8 protein-coding genes are annotated in these 16,323 nt (G+C 61.2%); 5 read left to right on the plus strand and 3 right to left on the minus strand.

What is annotated here, in order from left to right:
• Positions 1-83 precede the first annotated feature (83 nt).
• From gcvP to KHO33_RS16175, 3 genes are all read left to right on the plus strand, one after another.
• Complete coding sequence (gene gcvP / locus KHO33_RS16165) at positions 84-3,014, plus strand: aminomethyl-transferring glycine dehydrogenase (RefSeq protein ID WP_200565590.1); 2,931 nt, start codon at positions 84-86, stop codon at positions 3,012-3,014.
• Positions 3,015-3,132: 118 nt separating this feature from the next.
• The gene (locus KHO33_RS16170; protein ID WP_200565591.1) at positions 3,133-4,263 is read left to right on the plus strand and encodes an alginate lyase family protein; all 1,131 of its coding nucleotides are present in this window, start codon (positions 3,133-3,135) and stop codon (positions 4,261-4,263) included.
• 28 nt (positions 4,264-4,291) lie between these two features.
• Positions 4,292-5,680, plus strand: coding sequence for an L-serine ammonia-lyase (locus tag KHO33_RS16175; RefSeq protein WP_200565592.1), 1,389 nt, complete (start codon positions 4,292-4,294; stop codon positions 5,678-5,680).
• Positions 5,681-6,267: 587 nt separating this feature from the next.
• Here the strand turns inward: KHO33_RS16175 and KHO33_RS16180 are convergent.
• Positions 6,268-8,517 carry a M23 family metallopeptidase gene (locus KHO33_RS16180; RefSeq protein WP_200565593.1) on the minus strand — a complete coding sequence of 750 codons (2,250 nt, stop codon included), beginning with the start codon at positions 8,515-8,517 and terminating at the stop codon, positions 6,268-6,270.
• A gap of 295 nt (positions 8,518-8,812) precedes the next feature.
• Here KHO33_RS16180 and KHO33_RS16185 point away from each other — a divergent pair, with 295 nt between their 5' ends.
• The gene (locus tag KHO33_RS16185) at positions 8,813-10,537 is read left to right on the plus strand and encodes a thiamine pyrophosphate-binding protein (protein WP_200565594.1); all 1,725 of its coding nucleotides are present in this window, start codon (positions 8,813-8,815) and stop codon (positions 10,535-10,537) included.
• Positions 10,538-10,687: 150 nt separating this feature from the next.
• Positions 10,688-10,954, plus strand: coding sequence for a PepSY domain-containing protein (locus KHO33_RS16190; protein ID WP_200565595.1), 267 nt, complete (start codon positions 10,688-10,690; stop codon positions 10,952-10,954).
• A 99-nt stretch (positions 10,955-11,053) separates the two neighbouring features.
• Here KHO33_RS16190 and KHO33_RS16195 read toward each other — a convergent pair whose 3' ends face one another.
• Both KHO33_RS16195 and putA read right to left on the minus strand, forming a co-directional pair.
• Entirely contained in the window at positions 11,054-12,202 is a 1,149-nt protein-coding gene (locus tag KHO33_RS16195; protein WP_093634480.1) for a branched-chain amino acid ABC transporter substrate-binding protein, read from the minus strand.
• 89 nt (positions 12,203-12,291) lie between these two features.
• Positions 12,292-16,221, minus strand: a complete 3,930-nt coding sequence (gene putA, locus KHO33_RS16200) for a trifunctional transcriptional regulator/proline dehydrogenase/L-glutamate gamma-semialdehyde dehydrogenase (RefSeq protein ID WP_200565596.1) — start codon at positions 16,219-16,221, stop codon at positions 12,292-12,294.
• Positions 16,222-16,323: the final 102 nt, after the last annotated feature.

Below are 16,323 nucleotides of genomic sequence, written 5' to 3' on the forward strand. Positions count from 1 at the left end.
TTGCACCATTACGTTTAAACCCGACAGGCGCGGCGCGTCCGATTCGACAGTCGAACGGACGCCCGCACCGCCAGGAACACCTCATGAAGCTCGAACACCCGGATCGTCTGATGAACCGCACTCCTCTCTCGCTCGCCGCGCTCGAAGTGCATGACGCCTTCGCTGAACGGCACATCGGCCCGGATTCGGCCGACCAGCAAGCGATGCTCGAAGCCCTCGGCTTCGCGTCGCGCGCCGCGCTGATCGACGCGGTCATTCCGAAGACGATCCGCCGCACCGAAACGCTGCCGCTCGGCCCCTTCGCCCAGCCGAAGAGCGAAGCCGAAGCACTCGCCTCGCTGCGTGAGCTGGCGGACAAGAACCAGGTGTTCCGCTCGTATATCGGGCAGGGCTATTACAACGCACACACGCCGACGGTGATCCTGCGTAACGTGCTGGAAAATCCGGCGTGGTACACCGCGTACACGCCGTATCAGCCGGAAATCTCGCAGGGCCGTCTGGAAGCGCTGCTGAACTTCCAGCAAATGATCGTCGACCTGACGGGTCTCGCGATCTCGAACGCATCGCTGCTCGACGAAGCCACCGCCGCCGCTGAAGCGATGACGCTGCTGCAACGCGTCGGCAAGCCGAAGTCGAACGTGTTTTACGTCGCCGACGACGTACTGCCGCAAACCATCGAAGTGGTGAAGACGCGCGCCACGCCGGTCGGCATCGAAGTGAAAGTCGGCCCGGCAGCGGATGCGGCGAACGCGAATGCGTTCGGCGTGTTGCTGCAATACCCGGGCGTGAACGGCGATGTGCGCGACTACCGCGCACTCGCTGAAGCCATCCATGCAGCAGGCGGCCACGTGGTGGTCGCTGCCGATCTGCTCGCGCTGACCGTTTTGACGCCGCCGGGCGAATGGGGCGCGGACGTGGCCGTCGGCAATACGCAGCGTTTCGGCGTGCCGGTTGGTTTCGGCGGTCCGCACGCGGCTTACCTCGCCGTGCGCGATGAATTCAAGCGTCAGATGCCGGGCCGCCTCGTCGGCGTGACCGTCGATGCACAAGGCAATCCGGCACTGCGTCTCGCACTGCAAACGCGCGAACAACATATCCGCCGCGAGAAGGCGACCTCGAACGTGTGCACCGCGCAAGCGCTGCTCGCGATCATGGCCAGCATGTACGCCGTCTATCACGGCCCGCACGGTCTGAAGACGATCGCGCTGCGCGTGAACCGCATTGCGGCGTTGCTCGCAGCCGGCGCGAAGAAGCTCGGTTACACGCTCGTCAACGACACGTTCTTTGACACGCTCACGTTCGAAACCGGTGCACGCACCCAGGCGCTGCATGACGCGGCGACGGCGCGGCGCATCAACCTGCGCCGCGTGAGCGACACGCGTGTCGGCATCTCGATCGACGAAACCACCACGCGCAGCGATCTGGCCGATCTGCTCGCAGCGTTCGCGCAAGCGGCATTTGTCGACGAAGTCCCGCAGATCGACACCCTCGACGCAGAACTCCCCGCAGAGAACACGGTGCCTGCCGCGCTCGAGCGCACCAGCGCGTACCTCACGCACCATGTGTTCAACCGTCATCATTCTGAAACGGAAATGCTGCGCTATCTGCGCAGCCTGTCGGACAAGGACCTCGCGCTCGACCGCTCGATGATCCCGCTCGGCTCCTGCACGATGAAGCTGAACGCGACCTCGGAAATGCTGCCGGTCACGTGGCCCGAGTTCGGTCAGATTCACCCGTTCGCACCGGCTGAGCAAACAGTCGGCTACCGCGAAATGATCGATCAGCTCGAACAGATGCTGGTCGCGGCCACCGGCTACGCTGCGGTGTCGCTGCAGCCGAATGCCGGCTCGCAAGGCGAGTATGCAGGTCTGTTGATCATTCACGCGTACCACGCATCGCGCGGTGAAGGCCATCGCAACGTCTGCCTGATTCCCGCTTCGGCGCACGGCACGAACCCGGCATCGGCGCAGATGGCCGGCATGCAGGTGGTCGTGGTGGCTTGCGACGCGCAAGGCAACGTCGATATCGAAGACCTGAAAAAGAAAGCCGAGCAGCACGCCGACAAACTCGCGGCGATCATGATCACGTATCCGTCCACGCACGGCGTGTTCGAATCGAACGTGCGCGAAATCTGCGAGATCGTGCATGCGCACGGTGGCCAGGTCTATGTGGACGGCGCGAACATGAACGCCATGGTCGGCCTCTGTGCGCCGGGTCAGTTCGGCGGCGACGTCTCGCACCTGAATCTGCACAAGACCTTCTGTATTCCGCACGGAGGCGGCGGACCGGGCGTCGGTCCGGTTGCAGTCGGCGCGCATCTCGCGCAATTCCTGCCGAATCAGATTTCGTCGGGGTATGAGCGTGCGCCGAACGGTATCGGCGCTGTTTCGGGCGCACCGTATGGTTCCGCTTCGATCCTGCCGATTTCGTGGATGTACATCGCGATGATGGGCGCGAAGAACCTCACGGCCGCCACCGAAACCGCGATCCTCAACGCAAACTACGTCGCAAACAAACTCGCGCCGCATTACCCGGTGCTGTACTCGGGCCCTGGCGGACTGGTCGCGCACGAATGCATTCTCGATCTGCGTCCGATCAAGGAAACCAGCGGCATCTCCGTCGACGACGTCGCCAAGCGACTCGCCGACTACGGCTTCCACGCACCGACCATGAGCTTCCCGGTGCCGGGCACGTTGATGGTCGAGCCGACCGAATCGGAATCGAAGGAAGAACTCGACCGCTTCATCGAAGCGATGATCGCGATCCGCGAGGAAATCCGCGCAGTAGAAAACGGCCGCTCGGACCGCGAAGACAATCCGCTCAAGCATGCGCCGCATACGGCGGCGGTAGTCATCGCCAACGACTGGAAGCACGCGTATGCGCGCGAAACCGCCGCGTATCCGCTGCCCACGTTGATCGCCAAGAAGTACTGGCCGCCGGTCGGCCGTGCGGACAACGTGTACGGCGACCGCAATCTGTTCTGCTCCTGCGTGCCGATCGCCGACTACGAGTAAGCCGGCCCGCAAACCGCGCAGCGCCTCGAAGGTTGTAAGCAGGCGTTGCGCGGTTCTGTCGCTTGTGTCCGCAAACGGCTAACATCACACACCGAATCAGCCTAACGAGGAGTTTCGCATGGCGCGACAGGTGCGATTGATGCAAAGCCGGACCGAAATCAGGCGAACCCAAACATGGCAGCAGGCTTGCACGCTATTGCTGGCTGGCGCGGCGGTGCTGCTGCCGCTACGGCAGGCGCAGGCCGCAATGAATTTTTGCGCGGCGCCCGCGCTGCAAACCAGCGAACGCACGAACGCCGATCCAGGCGTCAAGGCGCTGGTGAGCAATGTACTGGCACATCTGAACGACCCGCCGCATGCGCTGGCGAAACTGCATACCGAAGGCACGCTGCCGCACGAGGGCATTTACGATCAAAGCGTCGAGGCCGAGAAGGATCTGGATCTGCTGCGCGACGCCGCGCTCGCCTGGCGCGCAACCAGCGACGACCGTTATCTGAAACTGGTCGACCGCCTGCTGTATGCATGGGTCACGACTTATCAACCCAGTTTCAATCCGATCGACGAAACCCATTTCGAAGGCCTGATTCTCGCCTACGACATGACCGCAAGCGCGTTGCCGGTAAAGACGCGCAATGCATCGATGGCGTTCCTGACGAAGCTCGCCAGCGGCTACATCGAGCAGATCGACGCGCAGCCGCGACCGCTCACGGGCACGTTCAAGAACAACTGGCAAAGCCACCGGATCAAGCTGATCTCGATGGCCGCGTTCACGCTGGACAACCGCAAGATGATCAACGCGGCGCAGCGCCTGTTCGACGAGCATATCGGCGACAACATTGCGCCGGACGGCTCGACGTTCGACTTCGGCGAGCGCGACGCGCTGCACTACGTCACCTACGACCTGCAGCCGCTCGTGACCGCCGCGCTTGCCGCGCGCCGCCACAACCGCAACTGGTTGCCGGAGAAGGGAGCGAACGGCGCGTCGCTGCAAGCCGCGCTGAACTGGCTGACGCCGTACGCGGATGGCAGCAAGACGCATGAAGAATTCGTGCATTCGAACGTTCCGTTCGATGCCAAACGTCGCGAGGCCGGTTTGCCCGGCTATTCGGGTCAATGGGATCCGAAAAACGCGACGGAACTGTTTCACCTGGCGGCGCGTCTAGACGGACGCTATACGCCGATCGCGCTGCAGCTCGCACCGACGCCGCCCGCATGGCTCGCCGTGTGCTTACCGCTGCCGGCGCGCTAAACTAACTTTTATCAGCAGGGAGCAGTAAATGGCAGTCAGCGTGTTCGACCTCTTCAAAATCGGCATTGGTCCGTCCAGTTCGCATACGGTCGGGCCGATGCGTGCGGCGCTGATGTTCGCGCAAGGGCTCGAACGCGACGGGCTGCTTGGCGCGACGGCATCGGTGAAAGTGGATCTGTATGGGTCGCTCGGCGCGACCGGCAAGGGTCACGGCACCGATCGCGGCGTGATGCTCGGCCTGATGGGCGATGCCCCTGACACCGTCGATCCGGACACGATCGCGCAGCGGCTCGAAGCGGTGAAGGCGTCGCGCAAGCTCGCCTTGCTCGGCACGCACGACGTGCCGTTCGTCCAGAAAGATCACATTTCGTTTTATCGCCAGGCGCTGGCCGAGCATCCGAACGGCCTGAAACTGCGTGCACTCGATGCACAAGGCGAGACGCTGCGTGAGTCGACCTATCTGTCGGTTGGCGGCGGTTTTGTGGTGACGGCGGGCGCGCCGAACACGAAGGTGCTGAGCGCCGTCGAACAATTGCCGCATTCGTTCCGCAGCGGCAACGAATTGCTCGCGCTGTGCAAATCGACCGGCAAGAGCATCGCACAATTGATGTGGGAAAACGAACGCGTCTGGCATACCGAAGAAGAGACGCGTGCGGGCTTGCTGAAGATCTGGAATGTGATGCAGTCGTGCGTGTCGCGCGGTTGCGGTATCAACAATCCAGATGCCGACGGTCACTTGCCCGGTCCGTTCCAGGTGAAGCGCCGCGCGCCGCAGTTGTATCGCGCGCTATCGGGCAATCCTGAGCTGGCGCTGCGTGATCCGCTGTCCATGGTCGACTGGATCAATCTCTACGCCATCGCCGTGAATGAAGAAAACGCTGCGGGCGGGCGCGTGGTCACGGCGCCGACCAATGGCGCGGCAGGCATCATCCCGGCCGTGTTGCATTACTACACGCGTTTCATGCCGGGCTCGAACGAGCAGGGTGTGATCGACTTCCTGATGACGGCAGCGGCAATCGGCATTCTGTACAAGCTGAACGCGTCGATTTCAGGCGCGGAAGTAGGATGCCAGGGTGAAGTAGGCGTGGCCTGCTCGATGGCCGCGGGTGGGCTCGCCGCGGTGATGGGCGGCACGCCTGAGCAAGTCGAGAATGCTGCCGAGATCGGCATGGAACATAACCTCGGGCTGACGTGCGATCCGGTCGGCGGGATGGTGCAGATTCCGTGTATCGAACGCAATGCGATGGGCTCGGTGAAAGCCGTGAATGCGGCGCGAATGGCGCTGCGCGGTGACGGCACGCATTACGTGTCGCTGGACTCTGTGATCAAGACGATGATGCAGACCGGCGCCGATATGAAGACGAAGTACAAGGAAACGTCGCGCGGTGGGTTGGCGGTGAATATTGTGGAGTGTTGAGGGCGGCAGGTGTGCGACCACCACACGACGCCCAATGTGACTTGGGAGGCGCGCGCCGCCCCGACATCGGCATGCGCACCACCACACCTTAGTTGTACGCGTCTTTGCAAGCAAGCTCCGTGGTCTTTGTCCGGGAGACTCGATAACACCTCGAAGGGACATAAAGCGCCTTTGCTCGGCTCCACAAATAGACGACCTTCGTTTCGGAAAAACCGGGCGCCGCTTGGGTTAGCGTGACCCATTGCGTCGGCCGAGCAGATCTCCCTGGGCTTGGAACCGCTTTAATGCTGGCTACAGGCGGTGATGTCAAGACGACGCACCATCGATTCCTGCCGCGTTTCTCGAAGATCGTCCTTGGTGAATTGGTACCCGTCGTTCGGTCTTGAGTAAGCAGCATGTCGCCAGTAACGTATTTGGCTGTTGTACTCACCACGTTGTCGTCGGTCGCATAGTCAGGCCCATACACCGCCGCCATACCGGGTTCAATTGAACGATAGCAAGCACCGTAATGCGAGTTGGCCCACGCCTGAGGCAAGGCCGTGCGACCGTCGGCGAATGCGGGTACCGCTGCGAAAAAAATCAGGAAACTAAGGTTTTTGCGCAACATAGATAATCGTTACAGTTTGGGTCGAAGGCACCGCAGCAGGAGGAAAAGTGCTGCAAAGCTCAGGGCTGCCGGGCGGCGACAAAGGCGGGTAACGTAGAGGTCCACTATCTGCCCTGCGTGGCTGGTCCAGCAATACTTCGGCGAGAAGCGGGGCAAACTGCTGACGGTTCGTATATCCGTGACCGCCTCCATTGACGAGCCAGCTGATGAAGCCAACAACGGCCGGCGACGTGCCAAGATCCGCCGCGCGATTGATGTTGTGCTTGCCCCGAAATGTCTTCGCTAACCAATACATTGCAGCAGATTCGGCAGCATGAATGGGATCGGTGGCAACGATGTGTGGATCGAATCGAGGCGACCATCGCTGTGCTGCAGCGCCGTCCGCCCAGGCATGCGTTGACGTTGAAGTGATGCGCGGGTCCGCGTACGCCGACACCCCATGACTGGCGACGCCCCGAAATCGCCTGTACGCATCGTAGTTAAACGGCCAAGTTAGTTGGAGATAGCCGCGGCCATAGAAGGGTCCGTAAGCGTACCCATAGCCTTTCGAGTCCTCCACCATCGTGCGAAGAACATCTGTCTCGATATGCGTCTGAGCAAGGAAATGCACCAACCGAATCCTGCATTCATTCAGATACTTTCGGTAGATGAAATTTATCGGCTTTGCATGAGTACTTCCGCGCTCGAAGGCGACGTTCCACGTAATGTTTCCGGAGAGCGATGTCCTGGGCAGACATTGGGAAAGTTCGCTTGCGCTCAGCCATCCACATTTCCTGAAATGCTCTATAAAAGCCTTGGGCGGAAAGTGCCAGCATTGGTCGGCGGGCGGCAGATGTGGGTCGTGGATTTCCTCCCAAAACGCTAAAGCTTGTATATGGGCCTTCAGCAAAACAAAATCGTTCGTAGGCAACGCCCCGGGTAAGCTTTCACTCGATTCCTTGAGCCATCCCCAGCGGCGGTCGATGGAGTCCTCGTTCCGGGACCACTCGATCGGAAATTTGCAGATCGCTTTCGACAACCGTGTACGCACCGCGTCGATGTGAAGTCCCTGCACCATTTCAGCGTGCGAGACGTGACCATCACCATTCACATCGAGCCAGCGTCTAATCGTTGGCGAACCGCATAAACTCTTCGCCGTCGTATCGTCGTCAATGAGACTCCAGCCGGCCCAGTGCGGGAAGTCTGCGTCGCTATAGACGCCGATACCGGTAAGGTTCAAATTCACCCATCCGACCGCTTCAGGAGTCGCGATCTTTCGCCAGTGACCGAATTTACTGCCTGCGGGCAGCGCCTCGGTACCCAGGCTACGTCCGAAGCGCAGTATTTCGTAAATTACACATGGCGTCGGCACAATCGCATAGGCGCTTCCCACCGATTCATTCAACTCGATATATTTCGCGCTCAGCCGGTTGGCCTCCCGGTATAGCCCATATTCATAGCCGCTACCGCACGCCTGTGATCCGAACACGACATACTGTCCATCGCCATCTTTATGGAACGTGGTCAGCGTGCATTCGCCTCGTTGATACCGCATCCGAATCACATACTCCTGGTCGGTCGTGCGCGCCGCTTGCGGCGTGATGAGGGCGCACGGTGGCGGCTCTCGGTCGTCTAACCGATACGGATGTGGCTCGCGATTTTCGAACACCGGAGTCCCTTTCGGCACCCTGAACCAGATATTCCCGTAAATAGCATCTCTGCGGCCGGTTGTCGCCGTGAGCGGCCCCGTATTGCGTCCGACCAGCTTTTCAAGGTCCGCCTGATTACAAACGATTTCGAAATGTATCTGGCCGGTCTGCCCATATACCTGCCCCGCGATACCGATTACATCCTTTCGATAGACTTTCCTACCCGCGACCAGCGACGGTGTCACTGTCTGCAAATGCATGTAGATCGAGAAGAAGCTCACGCTTGCACTGTCACCGTCGCCTATTTGCGTCGAATGTCTGATCACTACGCAGCCGTCGTCCGTCCGCACATTGCGGTATGACAAGGCCGGCTTCTCACTGGCGTCGGTCTGTCGTGCATAGATGATCGTTCCGTCGGCGATGGCACGGACGGGAGCAGCCGCACCGTGCGCATCGCGAGGTGCAATGAGGTGCGCGCCACCATGCCAGCCAAGGTTGTAGCTGACCGGATATGCGCCGTTTCCTGGTGCGCATTCCTGCATTCCAGCGGCACACAAATCGTGATCAGGAACGACAGTGTTGCCCGCTTCGGCGGAATCCATTTCGTGACCTGGTATCGGCGACAAAAACGGGGGGCTTATTAGCATTGCTTAGCTTACTCACTATTCATAGTCAGAAAAATTGCGAATTCGATGACTCATATTTTTTGATGTTTTCGAAGCGCGTAGCAAAACTTGTTCGATCCTACGCGTCAATTTCATCTCGAAAAATTCTCTTACGCAATCTGACGCATCACGCCATGCCGTGACGTCGCCCTCCCAGTCGGCGTAAGCTATCGGTGACAATTCGCTTGATCAACACAGAAGCATCACCAACTCGTATGGAGGCTTCATCGCAATGTCGCTGCCGAACGCTCCCGTTTCTACCTCTTCCGCCACCCAAACCACCGGCGCGCGTCTTGTCGTCGACGCCCTGCTGACGCACGGCGTCGAACGTGTTTTCTGTGTTCCCGGCGAGAGCTTTCTCGCCGTGCTCGATTCGCTGCACGACGAAACAGACCGCATCCAGACCATCGTCTGCCGGCACGAAGCAGCGGCCGCGAACATGGCCGAAGCAGTCGGCAAATTGACCGGACGTCCGGGCGTCGCCATCGTCACGCGCGGACCGGGCGCGACGCATGCATCGATCGGCGTGCACACCGCGTTTCAGGATTCCACGCCGATGATCCTGCTGATCGGCCAATGCGCGCGCGAGCATCTCGATCGCGAGGCCTTTCAGGAAATCGACTACCGGCGCATGTTTGGTCAGATGGCGAAATGGGTCGCGCAAATCGATGATCCGAAACGCATTCCCGAGTATCTGAGCCATGCGTTTCACACGGCGACGTCGGGGCGTCCGGGGCCAGTCGTGTTGTCGTTGCCGGAAGATGTGTTGAGCGATGCGTGCGACCTTGTTGCCGGCGCGCCCGCGTACAAGCGTGTGGCAGCGTCGCCGTCCGCAGCGCAGATAGAAGAGTTGCGTCGATTGCTGGAAGGCGCGCAACGGCCGGTGGTGATTGCCGGTGGCAGCGGTTGGACACCTGCGGCATGTGCCGACCTGCAACGCTTCGTCGAGAATTGGCAATTACCGATCGGCCTTGCGTTCCGCTTCCAGGACACACTCGACAACGAGCATTCGAACTATGCGGGTGATGTCGGCCTCGGCATCAATCCGGCGCTTGCTCAACGTATCCGCGATGCGGACCTGCTACTCACGCTAGGCCCACGGCTAGGCGAAGCAACGACGAACGGCTACACGCTGCTCGACATTCCGAAGACGAAACAAACTCTGGTGCATGTGCATCAAGGCGCGGAAGAACTCGGGCGCGTCTACGCGGCGGATCTGCCGATCGTGTCCGGCATGCCGGAACTGGCGGCGTTGCTTGCGGCGTTGAGGCCGTCTTCCGACAAGCTCGCATGGACCGGCGCCGCGGAAGAAGCACATCGTGCGTATCTCGACTGGCGCAAGCCACGCCCGATTCCTGGCGACGTGCAAATGGGCGAAGTCATCCAGCAGTTGCGCGCGCATCTACCTGAAGACGCGATCCTCACAAACGGCGCGGGCAACTACGCCACGTGGTTGCATCGGCATTTTTCATATCGGCATTTCCGCTCGCAACTCGCGCCGACCAGTGGCGCGATGGGCTACGGCGTACCCGCGGCGATTGCGGCGAAGTCGATGTATCCGCAACGCGCCGTGGTCGCATTAGCCGGCGACGGCTGCTTCATGATGTCCGCGCAAGAACTCGCGACGGCAATGCAGTACGACCTGCATGTCATTTTCATCGTCGTGAACAACAGCCACTTCGGCACGATCCGGATGCATCAGGAACGGCACTATCCGAATCGCGTGCACGGCACCGGTCTAACGAATCCGGACTTTGCGGCATTCGCAAAGTCGTTCGGCGCGCATGGAGAGACGGTGGAGCGGACTGAAGATTTTCTGCCGGCGTTGCAGCGTTCTTTGGAAGCGAAACGCGCGGCCGTGATAGAGATTCGCATGCCGCAGGAGGCGAGTACGCCGGGCGCAACATTGGAGCAGATTCGCGAGCAGGGAAGGAAACTGCGCGGGGAGACGGCTTAGCGTAAAAAGGCGTGTGGGCAACGTCCCTCTGCGCCGGCGAGTCTTAAGTCGAATCTTTGACGTACAGCAGACTTACCATGCGATCACCTTGTGCACCGTTTGACGAATCGGCTAGGGTAGCCATTCGTCTGAACGATTCAAGGAGTCGATATGCTTAAGGCTGCGGTATTTGCAGGTGCGTTGGGACTGTCGAGCGCGGTGTTGGCAATGGACGTGTCCTGTCCAGTTCATCCCACGGCAGAATGGCTAAAGGAGAGTGACGCCCGTGCGCAGATCGAAGTGCAAGGCTACAAGATCGCGAAATTCGAGATCGACGACAACTGCTATGAAGTCGAGGCCTACAACCAAGACGGCAGAAAGATGGAATTGAACTACGACACCAAGACGCTTGCAGTCATTCGGCAGAAGATGGACTGACGCCATCGGTCCAGGCAAGCAGCACAAACCCAAAGCACCATAAAAAAACCCCGCCGAAGCGGGGTTCCCGACATCAAAGCGAGCAGCGAAAAAAACCGCTTACTTCCCGCCCACGCTTTGCAGCGTCGTCCACTTGCCGTCGACAACCTTGTACAACGTGATGCCGCCGTTCTTCAGGTCGCCCTTGCCGTCGTACGCGAGGTTCGCTGCCGTCACTGCCGGCATCGAGGTCTTCGCGAGCAGCGGCAGATACTTGGCCGGATCGGTCGAGTTAGCCTTCTTCATCGCGTCGAACATCGCCATTGCGCCGTCGTAAGCGTACGGCGAGTACGTTTGCACGTCTTCGTTGAAACGCTTCTTGTACTTCGCGACGTAGTCCTTGCCACCCGGCATTTCTTCCAGCGGCAGGCCGGCGAGCGATGCCACCGTACCGTTCGCTGCGTCACCCGCGATCTGGATGAACGTCGGCGTGTGGACCATTTCGCCGCCCATCAGCGGTGCCTTGATGCCCAGCGCCTTCATCTGCTTGACCATCGGTGCCGCTTGCGAATCCGCGCCGCCGTAATAGATCAGGTCCGGGTTGACCGACTTCAGCTTGGTCAGGATCGACTTGAAGTCGACAGCCTTGTCGTTCGTGTATTCACGATCGACGATCGAGCCGCCCGCTGCCTTCGCTGCCTTTTCGAACTGATCAGCCAGACCTTGGCCATAAGCCGTGCGGTCGTCGACGATCGCGATCTTCTTCACGCCCAGGGTCTTCACCGCGAACGTGCCGGCGACCGAACCTTGCTGCGTGTCGGACGTCATCATGCGGAACGTGGTCTTGAAGCCTTGCTGGGTGTACTCAGGCGCCGTCGCCATTGCGATTTCGGGGATGCCCGCGTTCGCGTAGATGCGCGAAGCCGGAATCGTGGTGCCCGAGTTGAAGTGGCCGAGCATGCCCTTGATACCGTCATCCACCAGCTTTTGTGCAACGGTCGTGCCGGTGCGCGGGTCAGCCTGGTCGTCGGCCGAATCCAGCACGAAGCGAACCGGCTTGCCGCCGATCACCGGCTTGGTGGCGTTCATGTCTTCCACAGCCAGCGTGATGCCGTTCTGGAAGTCCTTGCCGTAGTGTGCCTGCGCGCCCGTCATCGGACCGGCAAAACCGATCTTCACGTCTTCGGTCGATTGAGCGTTGGCCGTCCCCGCCAGCGACATTGCTGCAACCAGCGCTGCGCCTGCCAGCTGTTTCATTTTGTGTTGCATAGCTTCTCCTTGGTACCAGGTGTGGATGGAGCGGTTTTTCGGGGTCGCCGTACCGCTTCCGTTTTTTTGAAGTAATCGATGAGGTTCGCTCAACCGATCGTCATCAAATTCGCATTACCGCCTGCTGCTGCCGTATTCACGCTGACCGAGCGTTCCGTCAACAGACGCTCGAGCGCATAGTCCTCATCGCCGCTTTCCAGCGCGCGCGCCGCGACGCCCTGCACCGAGACGATCGGCCCCGCGCGTTTCGCAACTTCCTTCACCAGCGCCAGCAGTTCGTCGCTATCGCCTTCGAACAGCACGGCGTCGAACGGCGTATCGGCGCTCTTCTTCACGCTTGCGTAAGACTTCAACGCGGCGGGCAGTTGCGACACCAATTGTTCACCAGCCGCGCCTTCAAACAAGGCGCGATTTCCCGTAGCCAGCGCCGCAGCGAATTGCACTCGCGCACCGCTTGCCGTCGAGGCGATACACAGCACGGTACCGCGCGCTCCCAGCGTGTACGTGTTGCGCTCGCCGGTCGGCCCAGACAATACCGCAGTCGCGCCCGCCGGCACATGCGACAAATAACCGTCGCAGCGTGCGGCCAGCACCGGCTGCTGTTCGCTGATCAGCCAGTCGCGCAGCGCCGTCAAGGCCGCGGACGGATTATCCCCGTTCGCGCCCGCTTGCGGCACATCAACGATCAATGCATCGGCCAGCGACTTCGGCAACCCAGCCGGCCGCGTCGCCAGCAAACGCTGCAGATACAGCGCGCCACCTGCTTTAGGACCCGTACCCGACAAACCTTCACCGCCGAACGGCTGAACACCCACCACCGCGCCGATCACATTGCGGTTCACGTAGATGTTGCCGACATGCGCGCGGCTGATCACGTGAGCGATCGTTTCGTCGATCCGCGTGTGAATGCCAAGCGTCAGGCCGTAGCCGGTTGTGCGGATCTGTTCGAGCAGCTTGTCCAGCTGGCTGCGGCGGTAACGCACCACATGCAGCACCGGGCCGAACACCTCACGCTTCAATTCGTCGATGCTGTCGAGTTCGATCAGCGTCGGCGGAACAAACGTGCCCTGGCCCGCGCCTTCCGGCATCGGCAGTTGTTCGACCTTGCGGCCTTTCTCGCGCATCGCCGCGACGTGTGCGTCGATTCCGCGCTTCGCATCGAGGTCGATCACCGGGCCGACGTCGATCGACAGGCGATCAGGATTGCCCACCGACAGTTCGCGCATCGCGCCCGTCAGCATTTCGAGCGTGCGGTCCGCAACATCTTCTTGTAGACAAAGAACGCGCAACGCGGAACACCGTTGACCGGCAGAATCGAACGACGACTGCAACACGTCCGCCACCACCTGTTCAGCCAGCGCCGAGGAATCGACGATCATCGCGTTCTGGCCGCCAGTTTCGGCGATCAGTGGAATCGGCTTGCCTTCCGGATCGAGACGATTCGACAGCGTCTTGTTGATCAGACGCGCGACTTCGGTCGAACCGGTGAACATCACCGCACGGGTGCGCGGATCGGCCACCAGCGCTGCGCCAACCGTTTCGCCATTGCCCGGCAGCAGTTGCACCGCGCCCGCCGGCACGCCGGCTTCGCGCAGGATACGCACGGCTTGCGCGGCGATCAGCGGCGTTTGCTCGGCCGGCTTCGCGAGCACGGTGTTACCCGCCGCCAAAGCTGCAGCCACCTGGCCCATGAAAATCGCCAGCGGGAAATTCCACGGGCTGATACAGACCACCGGACCAAGCGGGCGATGCGTGTCGTTGGAGAATTCGTTGCGGATCTGCGTGGAGTAATAGCGCAGGAAATCGATCGCTTCTCGGATTTCCGCGACCGCGTTCGCCAGCGACTTGCCGGCTTCACGCACCACTAGACCCATCAACGTGTGCATCTGGGCTTCGAGCAGATCGGCGGCACGCGCGAGGCAATCGGCGCGGGCATCGACCGGCGTCGCTTGCCAGATCGGTGCGGCGGCGACTGCGTGGGCCATTGCGGCGCTCACATGTTCCGAGGTCGCTTCCACCACAGTACCGACGAGGTCACGGTGATCGGCCGGGTTGCGCACATCACGCGCGACGCCCACGGCGATTTCGTTGTCTTCGAGCATCGGTGCGGCGCGCCACGGATGATGCGCGCTCGCCAGCAACGCCGACGACAGCGAGGCCAGACGATGTTCGTTCGACAGATCGAGGCCCATCGAATTAAGACGCTCGGCGCCGAACAGATTGCGCGGCAGCGGAATTTTCGCGTGCGGCGCGCCGAGCGGGACGATCTTCGAAGCTTCGTCGACCGGGTCGGCGATCAGGTCCTTGATCGCGACGTTTTCATCGGCGATACGATTCACGAACGACGTGTTCGCGCCGTTTTCCAGCAGGCGGCGCACGAGGTACGCGAGCAGCGTTTCATGCGTGCCGACCGGCGCATACACGCGGCACGGACGGTTCAGCTTGTCGCGGCCGGTGACTTCCTCATACAGCGGTTCACCCATGCCGTGCAGGCATTGGAACTCGTACTGGCCGGGGTAGTAGTTATTGCCCGCGAGGTGATAGATCGCCGACAGCGTGTGCGCGTTGTGCGTGGCGAACTGCGGATAGACGGCATCCGGCGCGCTGAGCAGCTTCTTCGCGCAGGCAAGGTAGGAAACGTCCGTGTAGATCTTGCGCGTGTAGACCGGATAGCCTTCAAGGCCGTCCACTTGTGCGCGCTTGATTTCGGTATCCCAGTACGCGCCCTTCACGAGGCGGACCATGATGCGGTGACGGCTGCGGCGCGCCAGATCGATCAGGTATTCGATCACGAACGGGCAGCGCTTCTGATACGCCTGCACCACGAAACCGATGCCGTTCCAGCCAGCCAGTTCCGGATCGAAGCACAGCGCTTCGAGCAGGTCGAGCGAGATTTCGAGGCGGTCGGCTTCTTCAGCGTCGATGTTCAGGCCGATGTCATAGCGGCGCGCGAGGATCGCCAGCGAACGCACGCGCGGCAGCAACTCGCTCATCGTGCGTTCCTGCTGCGAACGCGAGTAGCGTGCGTGCAGCGCGGAGAGCTTGATCGAGATGCCCGGGCCTTCGTAAATGCCGCGGCCGCCGGCTGCCTTGCCGATCGCGTGGATCGCCTGTTCGTACGAGGCGTAGTAGCGTTGCGCGTCGGCTTCGGTGGTCGCCGCTTCGCCTAGCATGTCGTACGAGTAGCGGAAGCCGCGTGCTTCGTACTTGCGGCTGTTGGCGAGCGCCTCGGAGATGTTCTCGCCGGTGACGAACTGCTCGCCCATCAGGCGCATCGCCATATCGACGCCCTTACGGATCAGCGGTTCGCCGCCCTTGCCGATCAGGCGCGTGAGCGCCGACGAGAGACTCGCCTCGCTGTTGGTCCCCACCAGTTTGCCGGTGATCATCAAGCCCCACGTCGCGGCGTTGACGAACAGCGACGGCGCCTGGCCGACGTGCGACTTCCAGTCGCCCTTGCTGATCTTGTCGCGGATCAGCGCGTCGCGCGTGGCGCGATCCGGAATACGCAGCAGCGCTTCGGCGAGACACATCAGCGCCACGCCTTCCTGGCTCGACAGCGAAAACTCGTGGATCAGACCTTCGACGCCACCACCCTTGCTCTTGCCGCGCAGCGTTTCGACCAGCTTGCCGGCCATCGCCTGCACGTCGCCCGCGAGATTGGCCGGCAGACGCGCCTGGCCAAGAAGGAACGGCACACATTCCGGCTCGGGGCGGCGATACGCGGCGGTGATCGCCGCGCGCAGCACCGATTGCGGTTGCACGTTCTGCGCGAATTCGAGGAACGGATGCGATGCACCGTCTTCCTCGTGCTCCACCGCGGCGCCGTCAGCCAGATCGGCCGAGCCCGTGTGGCCCGACAATTCAGGCGGCAATTGGCCGTGCTCGATCTTTTCGAGGTACGCGAAGATCGCCTGCTTGATCAGCCAGTGCGGAGTGCGTTCGAGCCGGGTGGCGGCATCTTTCAGCCGGGAACGCAGGAGGTCGTCGACCTTGACGCCAAGGGTGGTGCTAGCCATGTTTCCTTCTTCGGATACCAAACGAATTCGGTGGGGAAAGACTAAAAGTTGGGCGAATCGTACGCCTCCAAATAAAAAGGTGCAACCATGCGTTGAGCATGG

This window comes from Paraburkholderia nemoris, assembly GCF_905221015.1.
GTDB classification, from domain to species: domain Bacteria; phylum Pseudomonadota; class Gammaproteobacteria; order Burkholderiales; family Burkholderiaceae; genus Paraburkholderia; species Paraburkholderia nemoris.

Bases quoted from the DNA above. Each gene is read 5' to 3' on its own strand.
- KHO33_RS16185 (WP_200565594.1), top strand. From the start codon at position 8,813: ATGTCGCTGCCGAACGCTCCCGTTTCTACCTCTTCCGCCACCCAAACC.
- KHO33_RS16190 (WP_200565595.1), top strand. From the start codon at position 10,688: ATGCTTAAGGCTGCGGTATTTGCAGGTGCGTTGGGACTGTCGAGCGCG.
- KHO33_RS16180 (WP_200565593.1), bottom strand. From the start codon at position 8,517: ATGGATTCCGCCGAAGCGGGCAACACTGTCGTTCCTGATCACGATTTG.
- putA (WP_200565596.1), bottom strand. From the start codon at position 16,221: ATGGCTAGCACCACCCTTGGCGTCAAGGTCGACGACCTCCTGCGTTCC.
- KHO33_RS16195 (WP_093634480.1), bottom strand. From the start codon at position 12,202: ATGCAACACAAAATGAAACAGCTGGCAGGCGCAGCGCTGGTTGCAGCA.
- KHO33_RS16170 (WP_200565591.1), top strand. From the start codon at position 3,133: ATGGCGCGACAGGTGCGATTGATGCAAAGCCGGACCGAAATCAGGCGA.
- KHO33_RS16175 (WP_200565592.1), top strand. From the start codon at position 4,292: ATGGCAGTCAGCGTGTTCGACCTCTTCAAAATCGGCATTGGTCCGTCC.
- gcvP (WP_200565590.1), top strand. From the start codon at position 84: ATGAAGCTCGAACACCCGGATCGTCTGATGAACCGCACTCCTCTCTCG.